Raw genomic sequence first — 23525 nt, 5'->3', positions numbered from 1 at the left:
TAAGCCATGCGTTTTCGCCCTAAAAGAAGCCAAAGCGCGCCGTGCTTTTCTGATGCGTGCACCGTAACCAAAAGGATAATGAAAATCAATACCCCAATAAATATGAAGCAATATCGACTTTTCGTGCTTCTGTGCGCTCTGTTCGTCTGTGCGCTGTCGCCCTTGTTGGCAACGGCACAAAATAAGGAAGTGCGCATGGAACTTATGCCCAAAACCATTAATGTGGATGAAACGCCCATCGACTTTTACGACGATGGCGGACCCGATGGTAAGACTTCGTCCGAGTTTAAGGATGGAAAGACAAGCAGTGTGACCTTTATTCCCCAAGTGGCGGGCAAGAAGGTGCAGGTAGATTTCAAGCTGGTAGACATCTTCGAAGGCACTCTTTACAGGCAGTTTATCCATGTTTACGATGGCACGGAGGCAAAGGCCGACCGCCTTTTGGCCACCTTACACAAGGGTTCTACCCGCATCGTGAAGGCCACTAACCCACAAGGCGCACTCACCGTGGTGTTTGGTAGCACCGCGAGTTTTACCTCCAATGGATTTAAAGCTGTGGTGAGCCTCTTCACTCCACAACCTATGCGTTTCCGCGATGTAACCATTTCGCACATGCAAGATGCCCCGCTGGTTGCTGGCGACAAGGCACAACCGCTCTTGGCATTTAACGTTCGCACGCAAGAAACCGAGCCTGCGCTCACCCTTAACAGCCTAACGGTTAAGGCAAGCGGACCAATCACTGGCATTCAGCTATACCAAAGCACGTCGGGCACCGACCTATCTACCGCTCATCGCATAGCCGAGGCCAAGCTAGTGAATGGCGAAGCCGTGCTTGATGTAGCCTCAACGCCTGCGCTTCGTTCAGACGACAACTTCTTTTGGCTGGGTTGCGACGTGGCCGACGATGCCCAAAACGGCAACACGATTTCTGTTTCGCTCGCTCGTCTAGTACTTTCTGATGGCGAGCACACGCTCTCTACGTCTCAGCTAACAGGCGAACGAATGGTCGAAAACACAATTTTCGCCCTCGAAGGAACAAGACAAAAGCGCGTGAACGGCGAACTCACGTTCATGTCGAAAAAGAATACATATAACGATAACTACGAAGGCGGAGACAAAAACCGTATCACCACCTTCACGCCTGCTCACGAGGGGCACGTCATCCAGATAGATTTTACCAAGTTCGACATCATGTATTCGTCCCGAACAGACATAGGCGTGCGTGCAAAATTCATTGTATATGAAGGCATAGGCACCAAGGGGCGCATACTATGGGAACTAACTTCGCCTGCCGATAAACAACGCGGACCTGGCCAAACGCTACGTTCGCAATCGGCCGACGGTGCACTAACCATCATGTTCAACCCAAATGATAGCCATCATACAGCCAAAGGCTTCTCCGCCCGAGTGAGCGAATATCGCCCCAAAGCTATGTCGTTGGCAGGCGTAGATGTGCGTCAAGCCTCCACAGAAGGTGTTGCGCCAGGTGCTAAACGTCAGTCGCTGCTGCTGGTTAACCTGCGTACCGAGGGCAATTTGCAGCCCATCACGTTGCAAAACCTGCAACTAGACCTCAAAAACTCGCTGCCCGCAATAACTGCCTTGCAGCTATTTAAGCAACCCAATGCCACGCCCGAGGCCGCTCCTAGCGGTAATCCGCTGGCAGCCATTGATCAGGCAGCCCTTAGTCAACAACAAGCCATCGCCCTTTCGCAACCCCTCAGTCTGGCCGAAGGCGATAACTGGCTGCTGCTTTGCGCCGATGTGGCCAACAATGCACAGGCAGGAAAGACACTCGATGCAGCCCTCATCCATGTTAAAACATCGCTGGGCGAAACCGCCGTGCAGCAAGGCGACCCCGCAGGAGAACGTCGCGTGGAATACGAACGCTCACTGACCAAGGGCGATAACGGACGTATTGAGCTGGACGAGAATACCACGTTCACCCTCTACGACGATGGCGGAAAAGACAAGAACGAAAGTAAGGGCTTCGACGGACAGATTACTTTCGTGCCCAAAACTCCAGGAACGGTCATCGCCATCAAACCCACCGTATGGGGGTTAGCCGCTACCGACAAGCTGGAAGTGTATTTCGGAACGGAGAAGAAGACCAAGCCCGACTTGTCTTTTAGCCGTAACGACAGGTTCGACAAACTGCTTTCCACCTCTCCCGACGGAGCCATCACCCTGCGTTACACCACGGGTAAGTACGTAGGCTCCGAAGGTTTCGCCCTCGAGATGTCGGCCATCAAGCCCCAACCTCTCGCCATTAGCGCGGTGAAAGTCATGTCGGTTGCCCCCAAGAACGTGTTCAAGGGACAAACCCACATACCCCTGCTGCACGTAGTGGTAAGCGTTTCGGGCGAAAAAGGCGAACTGGAGCTCACACAGATTCGTGCTCCATGGCAAGGAACGGCAGCCGTCGACCGTGCTGAAATATACGCCACAGACCTCAATACCACATTTGCCACCAACTCTCGTGTAGGTAGCAGCAACTCAAACGAAGGACTATTCCCAATCGGTTACACCATTAACAAGGCGGGCGAATACCATTTCTGGCTGACAACGGACGTGCCTACCACGGCCAAAGTGGGCGAAACGGTGAGCGTTTCGCTTGTCGACATAACCGCCGATAATACCACCGTGCTGCCCCAAACCACCGAAACGGCCAGCACAAGCGTTGCTCAAGGCATTAGCGGAACGATTAACGTGGGTGCAAATGCCACCTACACCACCATACAAGGGGCAGTAGATGCCTTGAAAGCAGGTATGGATGGCCCCGTTACGATAAGCATCGAAAGTGGGAAATACAACGAAAGGGTGAACATCCCACAAGTTCCCGGCATGTCTCACACCAACACGCTAACCCTACGAGCTGCATCGGGAAAGCGTGGCGACGTGCATATCTATCACGACCATTTCAGCAAAGGCGGCTACGACCCCGACCAAATGTCCAACGATTACGGCGTTGTAACCATCGACGGAGCCGACTATACCACGCTCGAAGCGCTGGAAATAAGTACCGAAGACCCCACTTATCCGGGCGTGGTACACCTGCGTAACCAAAGCCGAAACGTAACCGTAGACAACTGTTACATACATGCGCCCCAATCAACGAACATTCAACAGAAGGTTACATTGGTGAACATGTACTCCAAAAACGTAGCCAACGCCAACAACGACTACTTTACGCTTAAGCGTTCGCTGCTCGAAGGCGGTTATACGGGCGTGCGTTTAGGCGGCACGGGCTTTGTGTCGCTTCTCGCAGAGATGGGCGGACAAGTCGTAGGTAACGTGCTACGCAACCAAGGTGCGAAAGCTATTTACGTGGCTCGAGAGATTGGTGCGCAGGTGGAAGACAACATTATAGAGAACGAAACATCAACTCACAACGACTTTAACGGCATCGACATCGACGCATCTGGTAGTGTTCAGGTTATGCGTAACCGCATACGACTGGCCACGAAAGAGTATTGCACGGCCATTTATGTGCGCAACATGTCGGGTACGCTTGCTTCATTGGCAACCATCGCCAATAACGCGGTATGGGTTAAGCATGCCGACAACGCCAAAAGGAAATTTGCTTCGAAGCTGCTAACCCTCAAAGGTGGCTCGTCGGCCTTGCTTATCGCCCACAACACCCTGTGTATGGAGGGTAACGAGAAAGACGTTACGGTGTCTATCCTTGGTGCAATGGGCGAGGGCGTGCAACTTACCAACAACGTGTTGCAGAACAATGGTAAGGGCCCCGTTTACCAATGCCTACGCAAAGAAAACCTTGCCACCCTGCAACTAGACCACAACAACCTTTACACCAATGGCAACGCGCTGGCCGATGTAAAAACACCCGTTACCACATTGGCGGCATGGATGGCCTTGTCGGGCGAACAATATGCCTATAATAATAAGGTGGAGTTTGCCTCAGACGTGTTGTTGCAACCTATGTCTGAAAAAGGATTGCGCCACGGTAAACGAGCCGGGATGGTGTCAACGGATATTCTTGGTAAGGCCCGAAACATCTCTACGCCGCTCATTGGCGCTTACGAACACGCTTGGCAGTCGCCTCCTACGGGCATAACCACGCCTTCTGCTTCGGCCGATGATATTAAGTTGAGTGTAGAAAACGGTGTGCTGAAACTCGCAGACGTGCCCCAAGGCGCTGTGGTAGAGGTGTTCTCGACGAGTGGCATATTGCTGTCGCGCCACGCCCTACCCGCAAATGCCGATAGTTTGCAAGTGGCAAACTTGCCCCAAGGTGTGCTGGTGGTGCGCGTAACGTGGACCAACGGACGATGGAGCAAGGCAATTAGAAGCGCGTTCTAAAAATTCCCCGCTAAGGTTCAATCGTTGTTCCTTGTATCGTCCTTCACTGCCTTTTGGCTTTTATCTGCTCAGTTAGAAGCTAAAAATACAGTAAAGGCAATTTTTAGAACCTGCTTAGAAAGCAGAAACATAAAAGTGGGATGCTTTATCGCACAAGTTAGAACAATCTGACGGATAAAGCCCATCCAACAAATTACAACAAATCGGAACAAACGGAGCTTCTTTTAACGGCTCCGATTGTTCCGATTTCTTTTATCACTAGCTTACCTGTCCGTGCTTGTTTTAATATCGCTATAAGCACTCGCGTTGTGCCCAGAGCGCAATGGTTTTAAGTCGGAAATAATCGAACGACATGAACATAAATCCCTTAAAGGCGTTATCCGTGCCCCACGAGTTCTTCATGATGAAGTAGCGGTTGCCTTGCGCATCGTGTGCTAGACCAACAATGGCCATGCAATGGTCGTCGGTTGTGCGGAAGGTTTCAAACGCACGCTGCCGCATTTCTTGTGTTGGCGCGGTGCTATGATGCGACAAGCGGGCGAACCCCTCGGTGAAATTGAAGCCCTCTTCAGAAATGTCGCCCTCCCAACAAAGCGGATGTCCCGCACGTAACGAGCGTTCGGCGAGAGCCACTAACGTGTCGATGGGCAAGTTAAGCAGGCGATCGCAGTTAACGTTATCTGGCACTTCGAGGGCGAACGTCGTGTTAAAGGGATGGTGGGTGAAGCTGGTTAGCCCCACATATTCGTCGCGTCGGCATACACTTCGCCCAAATTCGCCGAACGTATATTCGGCTCCCAGCATGAATTGCGCCTTTGGCAACGCGCCAAGCGATTGGTCGGCCAAACGCTCAAAATGTTCGTTCAGTCGGTCTAAGCCCTCGTGTTGGGCGATGGCCAGCTTGCATGCGTTCTGAACTTTTTTAGTCAGCACGCCAAAAATGCTACTGTTCTCCACTTGATAAGTATCGTGGGCCAACACGCCATAGTCGGCAATGGCTGTCAGGGCATTAGAAGCCATACCGCGTAAGTGCAGCGGGTGCCTGCCACGTTCAAGATACGTGGCCTGCATACGTTGGCGTAAGGCCATGCGCGACACGTATGCCGTAGAGAGATTTACCGAGTCGCCACGCATCAAGTGTTCGGTTTCGATGGTGGCCAGCATGGCAAACACCCAGCAAAGGGAGCTTTTGCCCTGGTCTTTTACAGGCGTGGTTTTCAGCAATAAGTCTATCGTGGGCGACTTCGCACGCGTCTTTCGCTCGCCTTTCGAAGTGCACGAGCCCAACATGGCCAATGCCACGAGCATGAGAATAATTCTGTTCATGATAGGCAAAGATACCATTTTTTCGTAACTTTGCAAAAGCAACGAATAATAAATGGATAATAACAAGATAAGAGAATTTGAAATCATGGCGCCGGTAGGCTCGCGAGAGAGCCTTGTTGCAGCGATACAAGCCGGTGCCGACTCAGTATATTTCGGTATCGGACAGTTAAACATGCGGTCGCATTCGGCCAACCAATTCACCATCGACGACCTGCGCGACATCGCCGCCACTTGTCGTGAGCATGGCATGAAAAGCTATCTCACGGTGAACACGGTTATCTATGGCGAAGACCTCGACACGATGCACACCATCGTAGACGCAGCAAAAGAAGCGCAAGTGTCGGCCGTTATCGCCAGCGATGTTGCCGTGATGCTGTATTGCAGACAAGTGGGCGTGGAGGTGCATCTCTCTACCCAGCTGAACATATCGAATATCGACGCGCTGAAATTTTACGCCCAATTTGCCGATGTGGCAGTTCTGGCACGCGAGTTGAACATGACGCAGGTGGCCGACATTTATCGGCAAATTGACGAACAACACATTCTCGGACCTAACGGACAGCCTGTTCGCATCGAGATGTTTTGCCATGGCGCATTGTGTATGGCCGTAAGTGGCAAGTGTTACCTAAGCTTACACGACGCAAATAGGTCGGCTAACCGCGGTCAATGCGTGCAACTCTGTCGCCGTTCGTACACCGTTACCGACAACGAGACGGGTACACAGCTGGAAATTGATAACGAATACATCATGAGTCCCAAAGACCTGAAAACGGTTCGCTTCATCGACCAGATGGTGAATGCAGGCGTGCGGGTGTTCAAGATAGAAGGAAGGGCACGCGGACCAGAATATGTTTATACCGTGGTTCGATGTTACAAGGAGGCCATTGCCAGCGTTCTCGACGGGTCGTTTACCGAAGAGAAGAAAGACGAATGGGACGAAAGGCTCGCCACCGTCTTTAATCGCGGCTTCTGGGATGGCTATTATCAGGGACAAACCATGGGCGAATGGACCAAGCACTACGGCAATAAGGCCACCGAAAAGAAGGTGCTTGTGGGTAAGGTTATCAAGCATTTCTCTAAGTTGGGCGTAGCCGAAATAGCCGTTGAGGCAAGCGAATTGCAACTTGGCGACCATCTCTTGATAACTGGGACCACAACGGGCGTGATGTATTTCGATGCAAAAGAGATACGGTATGAACTGAACCCCGTTGAGAAAGCTGACAAAGGCACCCGTGTTTCGATACCTGTGCCCGACAAGGTGCGACCAAATGACAAGGTGTTTAAGTTAGTAAAAGCTTAACGTTTTTGGGGTTCATAAACTTATACGTTCGTTAGTGACTGCGTTGACGAGGGCTTTGTGAAGATAAATTGGTTGTCTTTCCACCCCAAAAACTCAAGCCCTAACCCACCGCCTCATCAACTTATAAACTCATCAACTTATCAACCCACCAACTCACCTCCTAACTTATCAACTCAAAAACTCAAACCATTCATGGCAACATTAAATATAGACGCACTTCAAGAAGAAGTGATTGAAGAGTTTTCGGCATTCGACGATTGGATGGATAAATACCAAATGCTCATCGATTTGGGCAACGAACTACCTCCACTCGACGCCAAGTATAAAGTAGAAAGCAACCTTATCGAAGGCTGCCAAAGTCGCGTTTGGCTGCAATGCGACCTCGTAGACGGTCGTCTTGTGTTCTCTGCCGACAGCGACGCGCTCATCACCAAAGGCATCATTGCCCTGCTTATCAGGGTGATAAGCAACCACACGCCTGCCGAAATCGTACAGGCCGACCTGCATTTCATTGATGCCATCGGCCTTAAAGACCACCTCTCGCCCACCCGTTCCAACGGTTTGCTCTCCATGGTGAAGCAAATCAAGGCCTATGCCCTGGGTTATGCAGCGAAGGAGTAAGGTAAAAAACTCCTTGAAAAAAGGTTGAATGGTTTCCATATAGGTGTGGGTTTTTGTCCTATATGGAAACCATTACCTATTATTTACACCCCAAGCGGTTTTTCATCAATAAATTGATCGATTGAACGAACATCGCTTTCAATCGACAAGATCCCGTAGTTTGTGGTACAGTTGTTAAGTGCCTGCCCTCCTTTAAAACAGCCCTTACAACATGCTTTTTCATGAACAGATATGTTATCGCTATTTTGTACTCCGATTCCATGTTATCTGGAATCGGGTTCCAGTTCATCTGGAACAATGTTCCAGCTAACATGGAACAGCATTCCAAAATAGCTGTAACATGGCGGGAATTGTATTAGTTGGGTGGAAGAGCTATTTTATTGGGGAATGTATGCGTATCTTTCAGGATGCCCAAGCAGGTTTACCGCTTGGGGCTTCAATATTTAGGGAAGACACAACGGTGCTCCCGCGCACGCGTGTATATAATAAGGTGTGTAGCTGTTTGGAAGGAAATGGTATTTATTGGTAAGATACACCAACCATCCAAACTTACAAACTCACAACGCATATCACTCCCCTCTCCCCTTGGAGAGGGGCTGGGGGTGAGGCTTTTTTTTCCTTTATTCCGGCATCATCACCACTTCAACCCTATTCCCTTGCGACATTAATTGGTGTGCAACGAACTGTTGTAGACGCTGGGGAGTGATGTTTTGCAGCTCGGCAAGATAGTTGGTGTGGATGTCAATGCCCTGTTGCGCCCACGTTTGCACAGCTCGTAGCCACGTGCTATTTTGCTTTGCGCGTTCTTCAAAGCGTTTGGCGAGATGGCGTTTCACGTTTTCGAGCAACGTGGGGTCAATGTTATGGGCCATATTTTCGGCCTCGGCGCGCATCGCGTTAAGTGTGCTGTCAACCAATTCGGGTTTCATTGGGCAGATGCCATATAGCTTCAGATAGGCATTGTTCACATCGGCGGCGAGGGTGCAAGAGGCATCTGTGGAGTAGGCGGCACCCATTTCTTCGCGTATTCGCTGCGTGTAGCGCATGCCAAGCAGCTGACCTACTGCCTCGGCCATCACGATATTAGCCAACGTATAGGGCGTACCCTTGGCCCACCATACGATGTAGGCGTTGGCTTTGGGCGTGGTCATGGCATGACGGAAGTGGTTGCGCGTGATGCCACGAGCATAGGTTTGCACGCTGCGCATAGGACCAACGAGGGTGGCCTCATCGTTGGATGCAGCGGAAGTGACGGACGCAGGGCCCTGTGGTGCTTCCTGATGGTGAAGCGGGCGTTCGTTGATGGGTGCAGGTTGAGATGGAACGAGCAAGGGTTTGCTAGCAGGCAACGAGGCGATGTAACGGCAAACGAGAGCGAGAAGGCTGTCGCGTTGAAAGTCGCCAACGAAAACGAAGGTGAAGTTTGCTGCGTTAGCCGTGCCTTGACGCGCCAAGGTGAGAATGCGATTGAGGTCTACACGGTCGAGATCGGCCAACGTATTATTGGCGAAACGCGGGTTGTGGGCGTGCAGGGTGGCCGTTAACGAATCGCTAAGGGCCATTTCGGGCAAACCTGCCACTTGGTTAAGGCGTGCCCTGCTGTTGGCCATGATGTTATCAAAAGCCTGTTGGTCGGCACGCAAGGCTGTGAAATAGAGGTAGGTTTGCTGAAAAAGGCACTCGGCATCGCGTGGTGCAGCACTACCGTTGAGGCTTAGCCAATAGGTATCGAGCGAGAGATTGGCGTTGGCTGTTTGTCCTGTGAGCAACTTGGTGAGTTGTTGCGATGAGAAATCACCTAGTCCGCTACTACCCACAATGCGATTGAAGAAACGTACATTGGCGAAGTCGGCCTGTCCCAAACGCGACGATCCACCAGGCGCAAAGGCTGTCATCAGCAACTCGCCCTTACGCAAGGCGGTGGGTTTGAGCAGCACCGTTACCCCATTAGACAAGCCAATACGCTCGATGCCCAATGTAGGTTCGGTGCTTTGGCTAACAACGGTTCCTGCCTTAGGCAAGGTTTTGAGCAAGGGTTGGTTGGGCGTATTGTCTTCGTAAGGCGTGATGTTGGCCGTGGCGGGCTGCAAAACGGCTTGCAAAAGACCCTCTTCGGTGGGCGTGTTTGCACCCTCGCGCAGGGGGTTAAGACTAAGAACAACGAGGTTTCGGCCGCTAGTGGGGAGCATCTTGCGCAGCCATTGTTGCACGTCGGCAGGCGTAATGGCATCGACGATACTTGTTCGCAACTGACGAAGAACATCGGGCGAGGGCATCGGTTCACCGCTTAGGGCGTGTTCCACCAGTTGGTTGCCCAAGTAATTATTGCCCACTTCGTTGCGCGCAGCATACTGCCGTTCGATGATATTGCGTTCTTCGGCCTTGGCACGAGCCAGTTCGGCAGGCGTAAACCCATGCTTGGCAGCGCGCCATAGCTCGGTCATCACAGTTTGTGTGGCAGCCTGCGCCTGTCCGTCTTTGGCCATAATGGTTACTTGGAAGGCGTATTTTGAGGAGGCATAGAGATATACGCCATAGCCCACCACTGCTTGTGTGAAGGGGCATTGGGGTTTAACCACCTGCTCGGCAAGGCGCATGCGCAGCATCGACATCATCAAGCTGCGGCGCGCCAACAGGGCGTAGTAACTGCGTGTAGGTTTCTCGGCGGGCGTTATGGGTGGCGTTTTGCAAAACACCTGCACAAGCGTGGTGCGCTGTTCGGCATCGCTATCTACCACGACAATGGGCTTGGCGTTGTCGGCAACAGGCACAATGGCGGGTCGGCGCGCAGCTTTGGTGGGACGTATGGGGGCGAAAAGCGCCTCGATACGTTTGGCCGTGCGCGCCACATCCACATCGCCCACCACGATAACGGCCTGGTTTTTGGGGTGATACCATCGGTGATAATATTGCCGAAGCGTGGATGAGCCAACGGTGTCGATTATCTCCATCAGGCCTATTGGCGTGCGACGAGCGTACAAACTGTTGGGGTAAAGGCGTTCAAGATTGCGTTGTATCATGCGTGCCGTGGCCGAATTGCGTTGTCGCCACTCTTCGCGTATCACGCCACGTTCCTTGTTTATCTCTTCGGGAGCAAACGAAATGTCGCACGCCCAGTCGCGAAGTGCAAGCAGACAGCTGTCTAAGGCCGAGGCGCGCGCTGTGGGAACGTTGTTGAGATGATAGACGGTGCGCTCCATTCCAGTATAGGCATTGATGTTCTGACCAAATTTGAGGCCAAGCGATTCGAGGTAAGCCACGAGCGTATTGGATGGGAAATGGCGCGTGCCGTTAAAGCAAAGGTGCTCTAAGAAGTGGGCCAAGCCGCGTTGGTTTTCGGTTTCTTGCAGCGAGCCAACGCATTGGGCGAGGTAGAAATTGGCGCGATTGGGGGGTGTGTTGTTGCGAAGTATATAATAGGTAAGGCCATTTGGCAACTTGCCCACATGCAGGTTGGGGTCGGTAGACAGTGTTGCCTGTGTGCGTTTGGCGTTTGCCGAAAGGGCAAACAGGGCGAGAGCAAGGATAAAGAGGTATTTTTTCATTTCCGCAAAGGGGTGTTATCGCTGTTTGATATAGGACTGTGCCCCGCTAGAAAGCCAAGCCTAGGGCGGCCTCGAAGTTGTGGCGCGTGCCGTGAATAGTGGGTTGGGCTTTAAGCACATAGCCCAATTGATAGGCTAAGGAGAGCGTTAGCTGATAGTGGGCGAAACGCTTTGCCGTACCCATCTCTATGCGTGTGCAGGCCGTAGACGTGGCGTAGAAATGTTGCAAGGGAAGTGCCAGTTGGGTGGAGAACACCGTTTCTTGCGTAGAGGGATAGTTTAGCGAGGCCTTGGGCAGGGCGAATGCTTGACTTGCGCCATAGAAAAAGGCGAAGTTTCGGGGCAAGGGGAGTTGCGAACGATAGGCTGCGGCGAGGTGGAAGGCATCGCGAACGAGGGTGTGTTGCGTGGATCCGTCTTGTCGTTTCTCGTGTTCGGCGGTGGCTTCGAGCGCAAACAGGTCGAGCCGTTGCGAGGTAAAACGATGGTAGAGCAAGGCGTGCAGACCGATGTCGCGATGGTTATAGACGTAGTTTTTTTGTCCGCCGAGGATGTTATCCAGCCTATCCCACCCCTTGGTAAAGTGTGCGTGGGCCGTGGCTTGCAGGCGAAGGGCGGGCGAAAGGGGATGAACTAGCCCTGCGAGAATGCTCGTTTGGCGAACGTTATAGGTGGAAAGGAGGTTGGCCGACACGTTTTTTGTTCGGCTTCGGCGTATGCTGTCGCGTTGCGCAAGATAGCTGGCGCGCGCCCAAAGCATTGTTTCGTTCCGGGTGAAGCTTGCTTGCAGCGACAGCTCGTGCCCGTAGGTGTTGGCTTGCATCTCGCGGTTTTGCAGCTTACCTGTCTTTCGGTGCATGCCAAATCCCATCAGTTCGTAGGCCATAAAGTCCAATCGGTCGATGCGATCGTTATTCTCGTTCACGTAGATTAGGTTGTTATCGCTTGTTCCGTAGACCATTCCTGCCGCCATAGAGATATGTACGGGGGCGAGGTTTAGGCCCACATTGAGGTGATAACGCGAGTAAAAGCTCTCGGTAGAAGGGCGTGGGTCGTTGCTGCGAGCGCCCTTATGATACCTTATTTGCAGTGCTGCACCGAGGTCGAGCAGGTTCGAAAGGCGATAATTGGCTGCGCCTTTAAGTTGGTAGGTTTCGTTTAGCCAGTTGCCTTTGCGTGGCGAAGCGAAGTAGTAAGGCATGCCCAGGCGTGGCGTTTCGCTAAGTAGCCAACCCACACTATCGGCAAATTGTCGGTTGTAGGCAAATTCCCCATATAGTCGCCAACGGTTAGACGTGTACACACCCATTGACGAGAGTCGCAGATTCGTATCTTTTTCGGGTGTCTGCAAACGCATTAAAGGGCCTCGTTCGTGCGTAAAAGTCGCCGAAGTATAGCCATAGCTCTGTGCCGGTAGCAAGTAAATGCCTAGGGGCGAAGCCATGGTTTGGTGGTGCTGTTGCCACTCTTGGGGAGTTGGAACGGCAAAGCGTGCGATCGAATCTTGAGCGGATGCAGGCGTAGAGAACAACGCAAGCAGAACGAGTAGAAGCATGGGGAGGAGTTTTTTTTAGGAGTTAAGGAGTTATTTTTAGGAGTTAAGGACTTTTTTTGAGGAGTTAAGGAGTTATTTTTTGAGGAGTTAAGGAGTTATGGAGTTAAGGAGTTAAGCCAAATGCCTTGTTGTTACAAACCAATTGAAAGGCTAGTGGGCTGGTTAGCAAACATGTTTGTTGCCATTGATTACATAAGCTATTAGCTTAACTCCTTAACTCCCTTACTACTTTACTACTTTTAGAGTTGGTTAGCAAACAAGTTAGTTGCCATTGATTACATAAGCTATTGGCTTAACTCCTTAACTCCCTTACTACTTTACTACTTTTAGAGTTGGTTAGCAAACAAGTTAGTTGCCATTGATTACATAAGCTATTGGCTTAACTCCTTAACTCCATAACTCCTTAACTCCTAAAAAGAACTCCTTAACTCCTTTATTTTGCAAACGCCTTAGGGTTTGGAATCATCTGAACAAAGTCGAGTGCAGAGTTGTTGAGGTCTTGTAATATACGGCGACCATCATTCACTCGGCTCACCTTACGTGTGATACAGCGGAAGCTGTAATCGGGTTTGGAGAAGGCATAGCTAGCATCGAGCGACTTTTGGAAAGCCTTTGGCGACACATAACCATCGGCATTGGGGTTGATAACCTCAACGGCATCGATGATAGAAGCATTTGGAATTTGCATGTAAGTGAAGTGATTACCCTTCTTCGCGTCGATATATGGACGGCGATATTCGGGTAACTTGCTGGGAGAAGGATGGCGGAAGATGACGTATCCCTCTTTACCGTTGCGCGAAGGACGCATGTATTTGTTGCTACCTTTCTTTATAATCACCATGTTTGCGGCGCTCTTGTTATCCAATACCTCGTAGCCGGGGTACACAACATCAAACTCTGCCTTGCTTAGGTCGAGTGTTGAGTCGGGCCATTCGGGTGTAACTTGCTTGCCCGATGATGTAGTAAAGGGCTCTTTATAATTCTGGGCGAAGGGTGCGATGATGAAACTTTCACCCGGTTTAACCGGATAATCCTTGCCCGAACCAGGCACCATGATAACTACATCGCCGTAAACGTACTTGCTGTTAGCGCCTTCGGTGTCGGCCATACCTTCTGATTTGCTCCAATCGAACGTGCCATTAGAGGTTATATATATATTCTTATCCTTCCAAGGATGCGGCTTTCCATCTGCCAAAAAGCCGTAACGGTTCATCGTTGTGAGTGCAAGACAGAGGCTATCTGCGTAAAGTGTGCGCGAAGAGTTGTTGTAAATCTCGATAAAACGATCGTCTTCGCCTGCTGCTTTCTTGCTATCCGACCCCGCATAATAGATGGTTTTGAGAACGAAATTATCGGTTGTGGATGTGGTTAGCTCCAAATCGATGGTCGTTTCCTTGTTGGGTTGCAGTTGTACACCCGTTGCAGCGGCCGAGAAAAGCACATCTTCGGTGCTCTTTTCGCCTGTTATTTCGCTGTACTCACTGGCAGGCAGGGTGTAGCTAGCCGTTATGTCGTACATGTCTACAGGCAGATTGGGCAACTGCACCGTACCATTGATGGTGGTTTCGTAAGCAGTTTCTTTGCCTGTGTTAGTGTTGCGCAAGGTAATTGCAACCTTCTGGGCTTTGGCTTTTTCAAAAGCCTTGTCGATTTTCACGTTCACCTTCACCGAAGCGCTTGACACCTCGGGTGTCTCGTCTTCGCTACAAGCTGTGAAGAAAACGGCCATGGCCATTGTCAGTAATAGGGCGATGCGGTTGCCCCAACGTCTTGTCTGTTTCATTTTGTTGTGTATTTGTTGTGGTTTATGTCGCTTATGGAGAGCCGAATGCAAGGCCACTTAGAACTTGTAGCTAACATCCATGCTCACCGTTGGCGGCTGATTAAAGTATATTCGTTCGCCTTGGCGTTCTACCCAAGGGCGATAATTAAACACATTATTTATATAGCACGACAGGCGTAGCTGCTTGCCAATCTCCTTAGACACGCGAAGATGACAGTTGGGAACGATGATTGGCTGCGAAATATTTACGGGTTCGTTGTCTTTTAGTCGCAGATACGTCCAGCGAATGTCCTTTCGTTGCTGCTCATCTAGGTACACACGACGGAAGTTTTGGTCGATATAGCCGATGGGATAAATGTCGAACCCATGACGATTGAAGTGCCTGAACCAGAAGTTTTGCAAGCGCAGGTTGAATATCAAGCCAAGGGTGGGTATCTGTTTGGTGAGGCTTAGGGTGGAGATAAGTTCGTGCGAACTGTTCTTCGTAGGAGCGTAGATGCCCGAAACGGCCTCTTTGTCGAGGTCGATAGACGTGCCCACGCGTTCACCCTGCTGATGGTAAAGGCTGTAATTGTAAACCACCGAGAAGTTAACGCCTAAGCCCAAGGGCTTGATATCGCGTATGTTACCAATCCATTCTACACCCGCATTGCGACTATAAAGCAGGTTGCGGGGCGTAAAATAATAGTCGATGATGAGTTGGGGGTCGCCCTTTGGCGCATAAATGGGCCGTTGATTGGGCGGCTGCGATACCGTTTCGTAATGCTGAACCCACATCGTATCGAGCACAGCTTCTGAACTAATGCCGCGCAAGTCTATCTTGAGATAGCCCGTTAGCGAAGTGTTGAAGTTGGCATTGGCGTATGATGTGCCTACCTCGAAGTTGTGGGTGTAGGGCGAAAGCAGGTTGGGGTTGGTGGGATTAACCACTTTGGTTTTGTACATAAAGAGCCGCTCGTTGGCGTTGTTGCTGTAATTGCTGTACACAAGACGATCGAAGTACACGTTTTCGGGATATAAAAAGGCCGTGGCAGGTATTTTATAGCTGATGCCGTAGGCTGCGTTGAAGCTCAAACCATTGTCTAACGCCCACATCATATTAATGCGTGGAGAGGCTGCGAAACGTTGGTTTTGGTATTCAAGACGTAGGCCTGCCGTTGTGCTTAACGTTCCGTGAGCCGTGGGCAACACCAACTTGTCTTGCAGATACATGCCGTATTGGTTCAATTTGATGCGGTTTCGGTATTGATAAGAGCGGTCGCCGCGTCCGCCTTGTCCGCCATCGTAGAACGGAGTCTCTGCGTTGAAAATCTTTCCGCGCCCATGATTGGCCTCGTGTCGTGCAAAAACGCCCAGACTAAGCGTGTGTGTTGCGCTACTCCATTTTAGTGTCCGTCGTGCTTCCACGTTGGCTGAGAGGGCCAAGGGCTTGCCGTCTATCTCCAAAAGGGCCGTGTAATAAGGTGGCGCAACATCGGTTTCGTGCAGTCCGTTGGTGTAAGCGTCGGTGATAAGGTTCAGTCTGTTGTTGGCGATAAACTCTTCATGCATGTCGTATTGGTGCGACAGGGAGAGCGAAAAGTTATAGTCGATGCCGTCGATAAGTGCGTTATGCTGGGGCGAAAGCGCACCACGCAGGGCCAAACGCAGGTTTTGCTGGTCGGTTCGGGTGCGATTAAGCGTTGCGTCGGGGTCGCTTTTCAGTCCGTCAACGTTTTTAGAGAAGTCGGCCGAGAGGGTGTTTTCCCATGCCAATGCCCTACTAATGGTGTGTGTCCACGTGGCGTTGAGGGCGATGTTGGCGTTTGTCTTCAGCTTGTCGCGCCTGTCGCGGGTGCTGTGCAGATAGTCTACGTTGAGGTTGAGCATGCCCCAACGCTCGCCAAGGGCGAAACCTTTGCCCAGCGAAGCATTGAAAATGTCGTATTGCACCTTAACGCTACCGTAGAAAGGCGTAAGTCCCGCGCGGCGATTGATGATTACGGCACCGTTACTTAGGTCGCCATACTTGGCAGGAGCAACGCCCGATATAACCTCAACGCTCTCTATCGACGAGGCGGGAATAAGGCGCAAGTCGTTTCCGCTGCCCACATTCTCGTTGTTATCGGTATTAAAACGGCGATCGAACATTTTGATGCCGCCCCACTTTCCGTAGCTGTCGAGCTGCATATTGGTGTTGTTCGAGAGGGGCGTACCGTCTACCACGTAGGCAATACCAAAGGCGGCATTGCGCACATAGTCGTTAAGTTTGTTGCGCGAATAGGCATCAAGTGGGTTTTGCAGGTCGCCTTGCAGAGCCGAACGCAGGGTTAGGAAGCTGGCGTTGTGCATGTCGGTGTTGAGGATTGCTTTGCCTGGCAGGGCCTGAACAATATCGGCCAGACTGTAAGCTTGTATGTTGTCGATGGTGTTTCGTTGTATCAGCATCGACGAATTGCTATGTCGTGGTGCGCGTGTGGCGTTCACCTGCACGTCTTTCAGGTAAAGGTTGTTGTCGTCTAGTGCGATATTTATCTTCTTGTCTTTCGCCACGGCATCGTGCGTAATGGTTAACTGGCGTGTGGCTTTTCCCAGATACGACACCGTTAGCCGCGTTCCCTTGCCCGAAAACAGTGCTGCTTTGAGGCGAAGTCGGCCTTGCGCGTCGGCAGTATATGTCAGCGCGGCACTCTCTACGATAACTGTAGCATAGGGCAAGGCGTGTCCGTCGCGGTCGGTAATGGTCAATGAGATGTTCTCGTCGGTGGTTTCGGCGTACACGAACAGGCCACAAGGGCCCGCCAAAGCCATGAACAAGACCAGAACACGTATTCCTCCCCATAGAATTCGTGTGGGAAACTTCATATCTTTTTGTCCTTTTTCTAAATGCTGTTAAGTGCAAAACGCATAATATGCAGTGCAAAATTAGGGTTTTATAACGATTTGGCCAATACCTACTTGTAGGTATTTTAGACGATAAAAAGGCTTTTCTTGCAGTTAACAGGTTGATAAGTTGACGAGTTAACAAGGAGCATAGAAGGAAAATATGGCTTACGGATGAGCGTGCGCAAGTTCCATTTTGATAGCGATTACGACGGTTTTTAGTGGCGATGAACTGGCGATTGGCAGGCGTGTTCGTTGGTGGGCGTGATGTCCTTTTGTCCCTTTCGCTGAACGCTTAGACAACGCCCACCCACCCTTTTCCCGTTAATTGTGCCGTACTAGTGATATGGCATTACGTAAATTCGGGATAAGATACGATGCTTTTGGGGTAAGAATAGATAAAAACGGATGGCTATCTCACCAACCGCCACTATGTGGCAGTTGGCATAACGAGTTTCTATCACCCCAAATTCCCATAACGTTTGATACGAGCCTAGCACCCTCTAGGCGGTTCGTTCCACAGCCTATCACCACTACCCACTCACCCTTCCTACCCTCAATTGCCATCTTTCGTTCCCCACCCGATAAGCCTTTGTAGTGAGCTTTTTAAGCTCCCGCCTTGTTACAGCTAAGTTGGACTCCTGTTCCAGATTAGTTGGAAGAGGGTTCCAGCTTAACTGGAACTGCATTCCAATTCAACTGGAACAGCCGTCCAAAACATCTCTAACACGGCGGTTAATCTAATAATGCGCTTTAAGGACTTAGCAGGCGCATGTCCGAAACTATGAAAATGCGAACGACGAAAGGGTTAATTGGTGCGTTCAGGATAAGCAACCATGCCCCCCTGAACAAGATAAGACAGTTAAAGAAATGGCTATCTCGCCAATTAGCGCTAGGTGGCAGCTGGCATAACAATTGTGTTTTATCCCTAACTCGCGAATTGTATTGTGACCAACAGCCTTTTGTTGTCGCCCCACCAAAGGCAGGTAAGTTATTCGGCATCAAACGTCTTGATTCTCAAATACCATTTCCACCATCTCCGCCTGTTTCCTTTTACATAACATATTGCTTGTTCTTCACCCTTATTTCTATCCCGAAAGGCATCGTTTTCGTGTCGTTTTATCATAGCAAACGTTAAAAAACGACCCATTTCACCCCCTCTTTTGCATTTACATAAAAAAAATATGCACTTGCTTGATTGTTTTACGTAAATTCTACTAACTTTGCATCCGTTAGTGTCTCTTTGTGCAAGGCCTATGTTTCTACATAGATTTTGCTTACAAAAATGAAGGGCATGGCACAACAAATCACGGGTCGCGGCACTGTTGCCTACGACCTAACGCAAGCAACTAATAATTCTACAACAACGTAATAGAAACAACCGACAACTTACCATGCTATCAAATAACGACAGAAAAGCCATTCTTGAGCTTATGCATCGACAGGTGGTGCCTGCCATTGGATGCACCGAACCCATCGCTGTTGCATTGTGTGCGGCGAAGGCCAAAGAGCTATTGGGGCAGAAACCCGAACGAATTGACGTGCGGTTGAGTGCTAACGTGCTTAAAAACGCTATGGGCGTGGGCATCCCTGGCACAGGAATGATTGGCTTACCTATTGCCATTGCCTTGGGCGTACTTATTGGCGACAGCGAAAAACAGCTGGAAGTGCTCAAAGGTTGCACGCCCCAGAGTGTGCAGCAAGGTAAAGAAATGATTGCCAAAAACTGCATCGACATCAAGCTGGAAGAAGAAGACGAAGACAAGCTCTTCATCAACATCACCTGCACCAGCGGCAACGAGGTGGCCGAAGCACGTATTAAGGGCTCGCATACCAACTTTGTTTATCTGCGCAAGAACGACAAAGTGATGCTCGACAAGGCTGCGTGCAGTGCTGAAACAATAGCTAAGACCGACGTGGAACTGTCTATGCGCAAGGTATATGAATTCGCAACGGAGTCGCCCCTCGAAGAATTGCAATTCATTCTCGAAGCGAAGAAGCTCAACGAGAATGCCTCGCGCTGCGGATTGGAAGACAACTACGGACACCAATTGGGCAAAACCATGTGCAGTCCGTTGGGTCGTGGCGTGCTAGGCGACAGCATGTTTGCCCACATTCTCTCTGCAACGGGTAGCGCTTGCGATGCTCGTATGGCCGGCGCAATGGTTCCTGTGATGAGCAATAGCGGTAGTGGCAACCAAGGTATTTGTACAACGGTGCCCGTTACCACGTTCGCCCGCGAGAATCATAATACTGAAGAGGAGCTCATTCGTGCGCTCATCATCAGCAATCTCACAGCCATCTACATCAAACAGCATCTTGGCACGCTCTCGGCGCTATGTGGCTGCGTGGTGGCTAGCACTGGAAGCAGCTGCGGAATAACCTACCTGATGGGCGGAACCTTTGAGCAGATATGCTATTCGGTAAAGAACATGATTGCCAACCTCACGGGAATGATATGCGATGGAGCAAAACCTTCGTGCGCATTGAAGCTCTCATCGGGTGTAAGCACGGCCGTTTTAAGCGCCATGTTGGCCATTCAGCACAAGTACGTAACCTCGGTAGAGGGCATCATCGACGATGATGTGGATCGCTCCATACGAAACCTTGCGGCCATAGGAAGCCGAGGAATGGACGAAACCGACCGCTATGTGCTCGACATCATGACGCATAAGTCGTGTTAGCCAGCAACCATTACGCCAAGCATTTGTAGTAAGCCAACAAACCATAGCATACTTAACGGACATAGGATACCCAAAAAAAGCTAGTCCCGTTAACTTGTCAACTTACAATAACAAACACAAAACCTCACCAAATATGAAGAAAGTAAGATTTGCCTTACTGACGGCCTTACTCGCCGTCTTTGCGCTGGGGGCATCGGCACAGATGCAAAACCCCGTACATGTAAGCGTTCAGCAGAAACAGGTTTCACCCTCTGAGGTGGACGTTATCTTCTCGGCTAAGATAGACAATGGGTGGCATGTCTATTCAACTGGTCTGCCCAGCGGCGGTCCTATCTCGGCTACTGTCACCACCGAAAAGACCGAAGGTGCACAAGCCGCTGGTAAACTGCAAGCCAAGGGCAAAGAAATTAGCAACTACGACAAGCTGTTTGAGATGAAGTTGCGCTATTTCGAAAGTGCCGTTACCTTTGTTCAGCGGTATAAGATAACGGGTAAGACCTACCATATAAAGGGTTATCTGGAATACGGCGCATGCAACGACCAGAACTGCTTGCCACCTACGCAGGTGGAGTTTGACTTTAAAGGCAACGGCCCAGCTAACGCTCCCGATGCGAAAGAGACCAAAACGCCTGCACAACTGGCAAAGGAGAAGGCCGATTCGCTAGCTGCCCTCGCTGCCGCTAACACGCCCGCTACGAGCGATACGGCAAAAGCCGCTGCCGTGGCAGCTGTTGCCGATGGGGGAAACGACGTGGGTCAAGGTGGCCTTTGGACACCCGTTGTGGCCGAATTGCAAGCCTATAACGGCGACCAAGGTAAGCCCGACAACTCCATGCTCTATATCTTTGCCATGGGTTTCATTGGCGGTCTGCTCGCACTTTTCACTCCCTGTGTATGGCCCATTATCCCCATGACAGTGAGTTTTTTTCTCAAACGCTCACAAAATAAGACTAAGGGCATTCGCGATGCCCTCACTTATGGCGTGAGCATCATCGTTATCTATGTGGCTTTGGGGCTAGCTGTCACCGCAGCCTTTGGTGCATCGGCCCTCAACTCGTTGTCAACGAATGCCGTTTTCAACATTCTCTTCTGCTTACTGCTTATTATCTTCGCCTTTTCGTTCTTTGGATGGTTCGAAATACGTCTGCCCGACAAGTGGGGAAACGCAGTAGATAGCAAGGCATCGTCAACAAGTGGCGTACTCAGCATATTCCTAATGGCCTTCACCCTTGCGTTGGTGTCGTTCTCGTGTACAGGTCCCATCATCGGTTTCTTGCTTGTTCAGGTATCCACCTCAGGCAGTATCATGGGTCCGGGCATAGGTATGTTGGGCTTTGCAGTGGCCTTGGCCCTGCCGTTTACGCTGTTCGCCCTGTTCCCAACGTGGCTTAACAAGGCCCCGAAGTCGGGTAGCTGGATGAACATTATTAAGGTGGTGCTGGGCTTTATCGAACTGGCCTTCGCCCTGAAGTTCTTCTCTGTGGCCGACTTGGCTTACGGATGGCACCTGCTCGACCGCGAAGTGTTCCTCTCGATATGGATTGCGCTCTTCTTCTTGCTTGGCCTTTACCTCATCGGTCGTTTGAAATTTGCCAGCGACCAAGGAAGTTCCGAGGCCATGCCAGTACCCTGCGTGATGCTCGGTTTGGTGTCGTTCGCCTTCGCCATCTATATGGTTCCAGGTCTTTGGGGTGCTCCTTGCAAGGCCGTTAGCGCCTTTGCGCCACCCATGAGCACGCAAGACTTTAACCTATATCATAACGAGGTGCGTGCACAATACGACAATTACGAAGAAGGAATGGCTGCTGCTGCCGCCCAAGGCAAACCGGTGCTCATCGACTTTACGGGCTTTGGTTGCGTAAACTGCCGTAAGATGGAGGCTGCCGTGTGGACCGATCCACAGGTTGCAGATAAGCTTACGAAGGAATATGTGCTTATTTCGCTCTACGTAGACGACAAAAAGCCGTTGCCCGAGCCCATCGAAATAACCGAGAATGGTCAGAAACGCACGCTTCGTACCATAGGCGACAAGTGGAGTTATCTGCAACGTAGCAAGTTCGGTGCTAACGCCCAGCCTTTCTATGTGGCTATCGATAACGAGGGAAAACCACTTGGCAAGTCGTATAGCTACGATGAAGACATCGCCCATTACATGGACTTCCTGAACCAAGGACTCGAAAATTACAAGAAATAAAACTACTGCCGAGGGCACAAGGCTTGCCCCATAGCAGTCTTAAAACAGATAGGGAGAACGGCCAACACACCGTTCTCCCTATCGCGTTTATGGTTACGAGCTTTATCTTATCCCCATTCTGGCCTACTTCCAACCCCATTCTGGCCTCACCCCAACCCAATTCTGGCCTCACCCCCAGCCCCTCTCCAAGGGGAGAGGGGAGTGATATGCGTTGTGATTTTATGGGCTTATAAGAACGTGGGGGTATAAGTTTAGGACATACCCCATTACAACAAGACGTTCAACACCTACACAACGGCATAGCTGTTGGTATGTTTTCGTTGTTTAACTTGTATGGGGATATTGGTTGTTTGCGGGCAAAATGTGTCACGCATGAAAAGGATATGACATCATGTTTTTCATAATACGTTTCGCTACAAGCCTTTTGTAGTGTGGCTACAAACAAGCGGTAGTGCGACTACAAACAAGTTGTAGCGCCACTACAACTTAACGGTAGTGCCACTACAAAAGGCTTGTAGTGACACTACAAACGCATTTGTAGGGCATCATAGGCCATTAATTGCTCCCTATAACTGTCCTGCCTCCACCTGCAACACTACCCTTTCGGTTAGTCTATCCACACCGTTGGGCTGATATTCCTTTTTAAGGCTGGCACCAAAAAACCAAGCGAAGGCCTGATAGAAACCAGCACGGATGGGCCCGAGGAAAGCTTGGATGAGCTGATAAGATGATGAACTGGTTTCGCGATATATCAATTTGATGAGCAATTTGCCCTGCGCGTAGGTCAGTTTCTTCATTCTTGGCGTGTATTCTCGCTTTATATCGGCCTCAACACGTTTCATGTGCTCGTCGCGCGACTTCTTATCGGGCAGCGTTTGCAGATATTCGTAGGTCTCGATGATAATCTTATTCACTTCCTTGGCTATGGGCAACACCTTCTTTACGTTGTACACCAAGCGGTTGTACTCAGCCTGCTGGCGTTCGTTCTTAAACGTCAGTTGCGGATAAACATATATCTTGTTCAGCTCCACATATTGTATGCTATCGCCCTTATCCAACACCCGCCCTATCTTTACCATGGGCACGAAGGTTGGATTATCCATGTCTACCTCCTTTTCTTCGGGGTTTACACGGATAAGATCACCCTTTTGCGACCATGCGGACACAGTGCAGAGCGACAAAAGCAACATTGCGATGCAGATGCGTTTCATTGTTTTTGCGTATTTGTGCAAGTACAAAAATAAGTATTTTCTGCTTAAATATATGCTACTTACGCACCTTATTTTCAGTTTTTGCCCTGATTTACACTTTTTTTGTGTAAGTTTGTAGGTT

General features: G+C 50.5%; 11 protein-coding genes. 5 read left to right on the top strand and 6 right to left on the bottom strand.

Annotated features, from left to right (window positions below):
- Nucleotides 1-78: 78 nt before the first annotated feature.
- On the top strand, nucleotides 79-4323 hold the full coding sequence (locus F453_RS0105420) for a hypothetical protein (protein ID WP_018967105.1): 4245 nt from the start codon (nucleotides 79-81) through the stop codon (nucleotides 4321-4323).
- A 291-nt stretch (nucleotides 4324-4614) separates the two neighbouring features.
- Here the strand turns inward: F453_RS0105420 and F453_RS0105415 are convergent, their stop codons facing one another.
- The gene (locus tag F453_RS0105415) at nucleotides 4615-5649 is read right to left on the bottom strand and encodes a C1 family peptidase (RefSeq protein WP_025789863.1); all 1035 of its coding nucleotides are present in this window, start codon (nucleotides 5647-5649) and stop codon (nucleotides 4615-4617) included.
- 52 nt (nucleotides 5650-5701) lie between these two features.
- On the opposite strand from F453_RS0105415, the gene F453_RS0105410 reads away from it, so the two are divergent.
- Complete coding sequence (locus F453_RS0105410; RefSeq protein ID WP_009236867.1) at nucleotides 5702-6949, top strand: peptidase U32 family protein; 1248 nt, start codon at nucleotides 5702-5704, stop codon at nucleotides 6947-6949.
- Between the two features lie 192 nt (nucleotides 6950-7141).
- The gene (locus tag F453_RS0105405; protein WP_009236868.1) at nucleotides 7142-7570 is read left to right on the top strand and encodes a SufE family protein; all 429 of its coding nucleotides are present in this window, start codon (nucleotides 7142-7144) and stop codon (nucleotides 7568-7570) included.
- A gap of 620 nt (nucleotides 7571-8190) precedes the next feature.
- On the opposite strand, the gene F453_RS0105395 is transcribed toward F453_RS0105405, so the two are convergent.
- From F453_RS0105395 to F453_RS0105380, 4 genes are all read right to left on the bottom strand, one after another.
- Entirely contained in the window at nucleotides 8191-11115 is a 2925-nt protein-coding gene (locus tag F453_RS0105395; protein WP_018967102.1) for a M16 family metallopeptidase, read from the bottom strand.
- A gap of 46 nt (nucleotides 11116-11161) precedes the next feature.
- Entirely contained in the window at nucleotides 11162-12670 is a 1509-nt protein-coding gene (locus F453_RS0105390) for a DUF6850 family outer membrane beta-barrel protein (RefSeq protein WP_018967101.1), read from the bottom strand.
- A 433-nt stretch (nucleotides 12671-13103) separates the two neighbouring features.
- A complete protein-coding gene (locus tag F453_RS0105385) occupies nucleotides 13104-14453 on the bottom strand; it encodes a DUF4876 domain-containing protein (RefSeq protein WP_026292468.1) in 1350 nt (449 codons plus the stop codon).
- Between the two features lie 57 nt (nucleotides 14454-14510).
- Nucleotides 14511-17297 carry a TonB-dependent receptor gene (locus F453_RS0105380; RefSeq protein WP_018967099.1) on the bottom strand — a complete coding sequence of 929 codons (2787 nt, stop codon included), beginning with the start codon at nucleotides 17295-17297 and terminating at the stop codon, nucleotides 14511-14513.
- 1412 nt (nucleotides 17298-18709) lie between these two features.
- Between F453_RS0105380 and F453_RS0105365 the strand changes: the two genes are divergently transcribed.
- Together F453_RS0105365 and F453_RS0105360 are read left to right on the top strand one after the other, a co-directional pair.
- Nucleotides 18710-19999, top strand: coding sequence for an L-cysteine desulfidase family protein (locus F453_RS0105365; RefSeq protein WP_018967097.1), 1290 nt, complete (start codon nucleotides 18710-18712; stop codon nucleotides 19997-19999).
- 133 nt (nucleotides 20000-20132) lie between these two features.
- Complete coding sequence (locus F453_RS0105360; protein WP_018967096.1) at nucleotides 20133-22193, top strand: protein-disulfide reductase DsbD family protein; 2061 nt, start codon at nucleotides 20133-20135, stop codon at nucleotides 22191-22193.
- Between the two features lie 566 nt (nucleotides 22194-22759).
- Here the strand turns inward: F453_RS0105360 and F453_RS0105355 are convergent.
- Nucleotides 22760-23404: a DUF4294 domain-containing protein gene (locus F453_RS0105355; RefSeq protein ID WP_009236878.1), complete on the bottom strand. Its 645-nt coding sequence runs from the start codon at nucleotides 23402-23404 to the stop codon at nucleotides 22760-22762.
- Nucleotides 23405-23525 lie beyond the last annotated feature (121 nt).

The sequence above is a fragment of the Hoylesella loescheii DSM 19665 = JCM 12249 = ATCC 15930 genome, assembly GCF_000378085.1.
Classification (GTDB): Bacteria; Bacteroidota; Bacteroidia; order Bacteroidales; family Bacteroidaceae; genus Prevotella; species Prevotella loescheii.
Note: the sequence above shows the minus strand (reverse complement) of the source record. Positions and strands in the feature narration are given on the sequence as shown.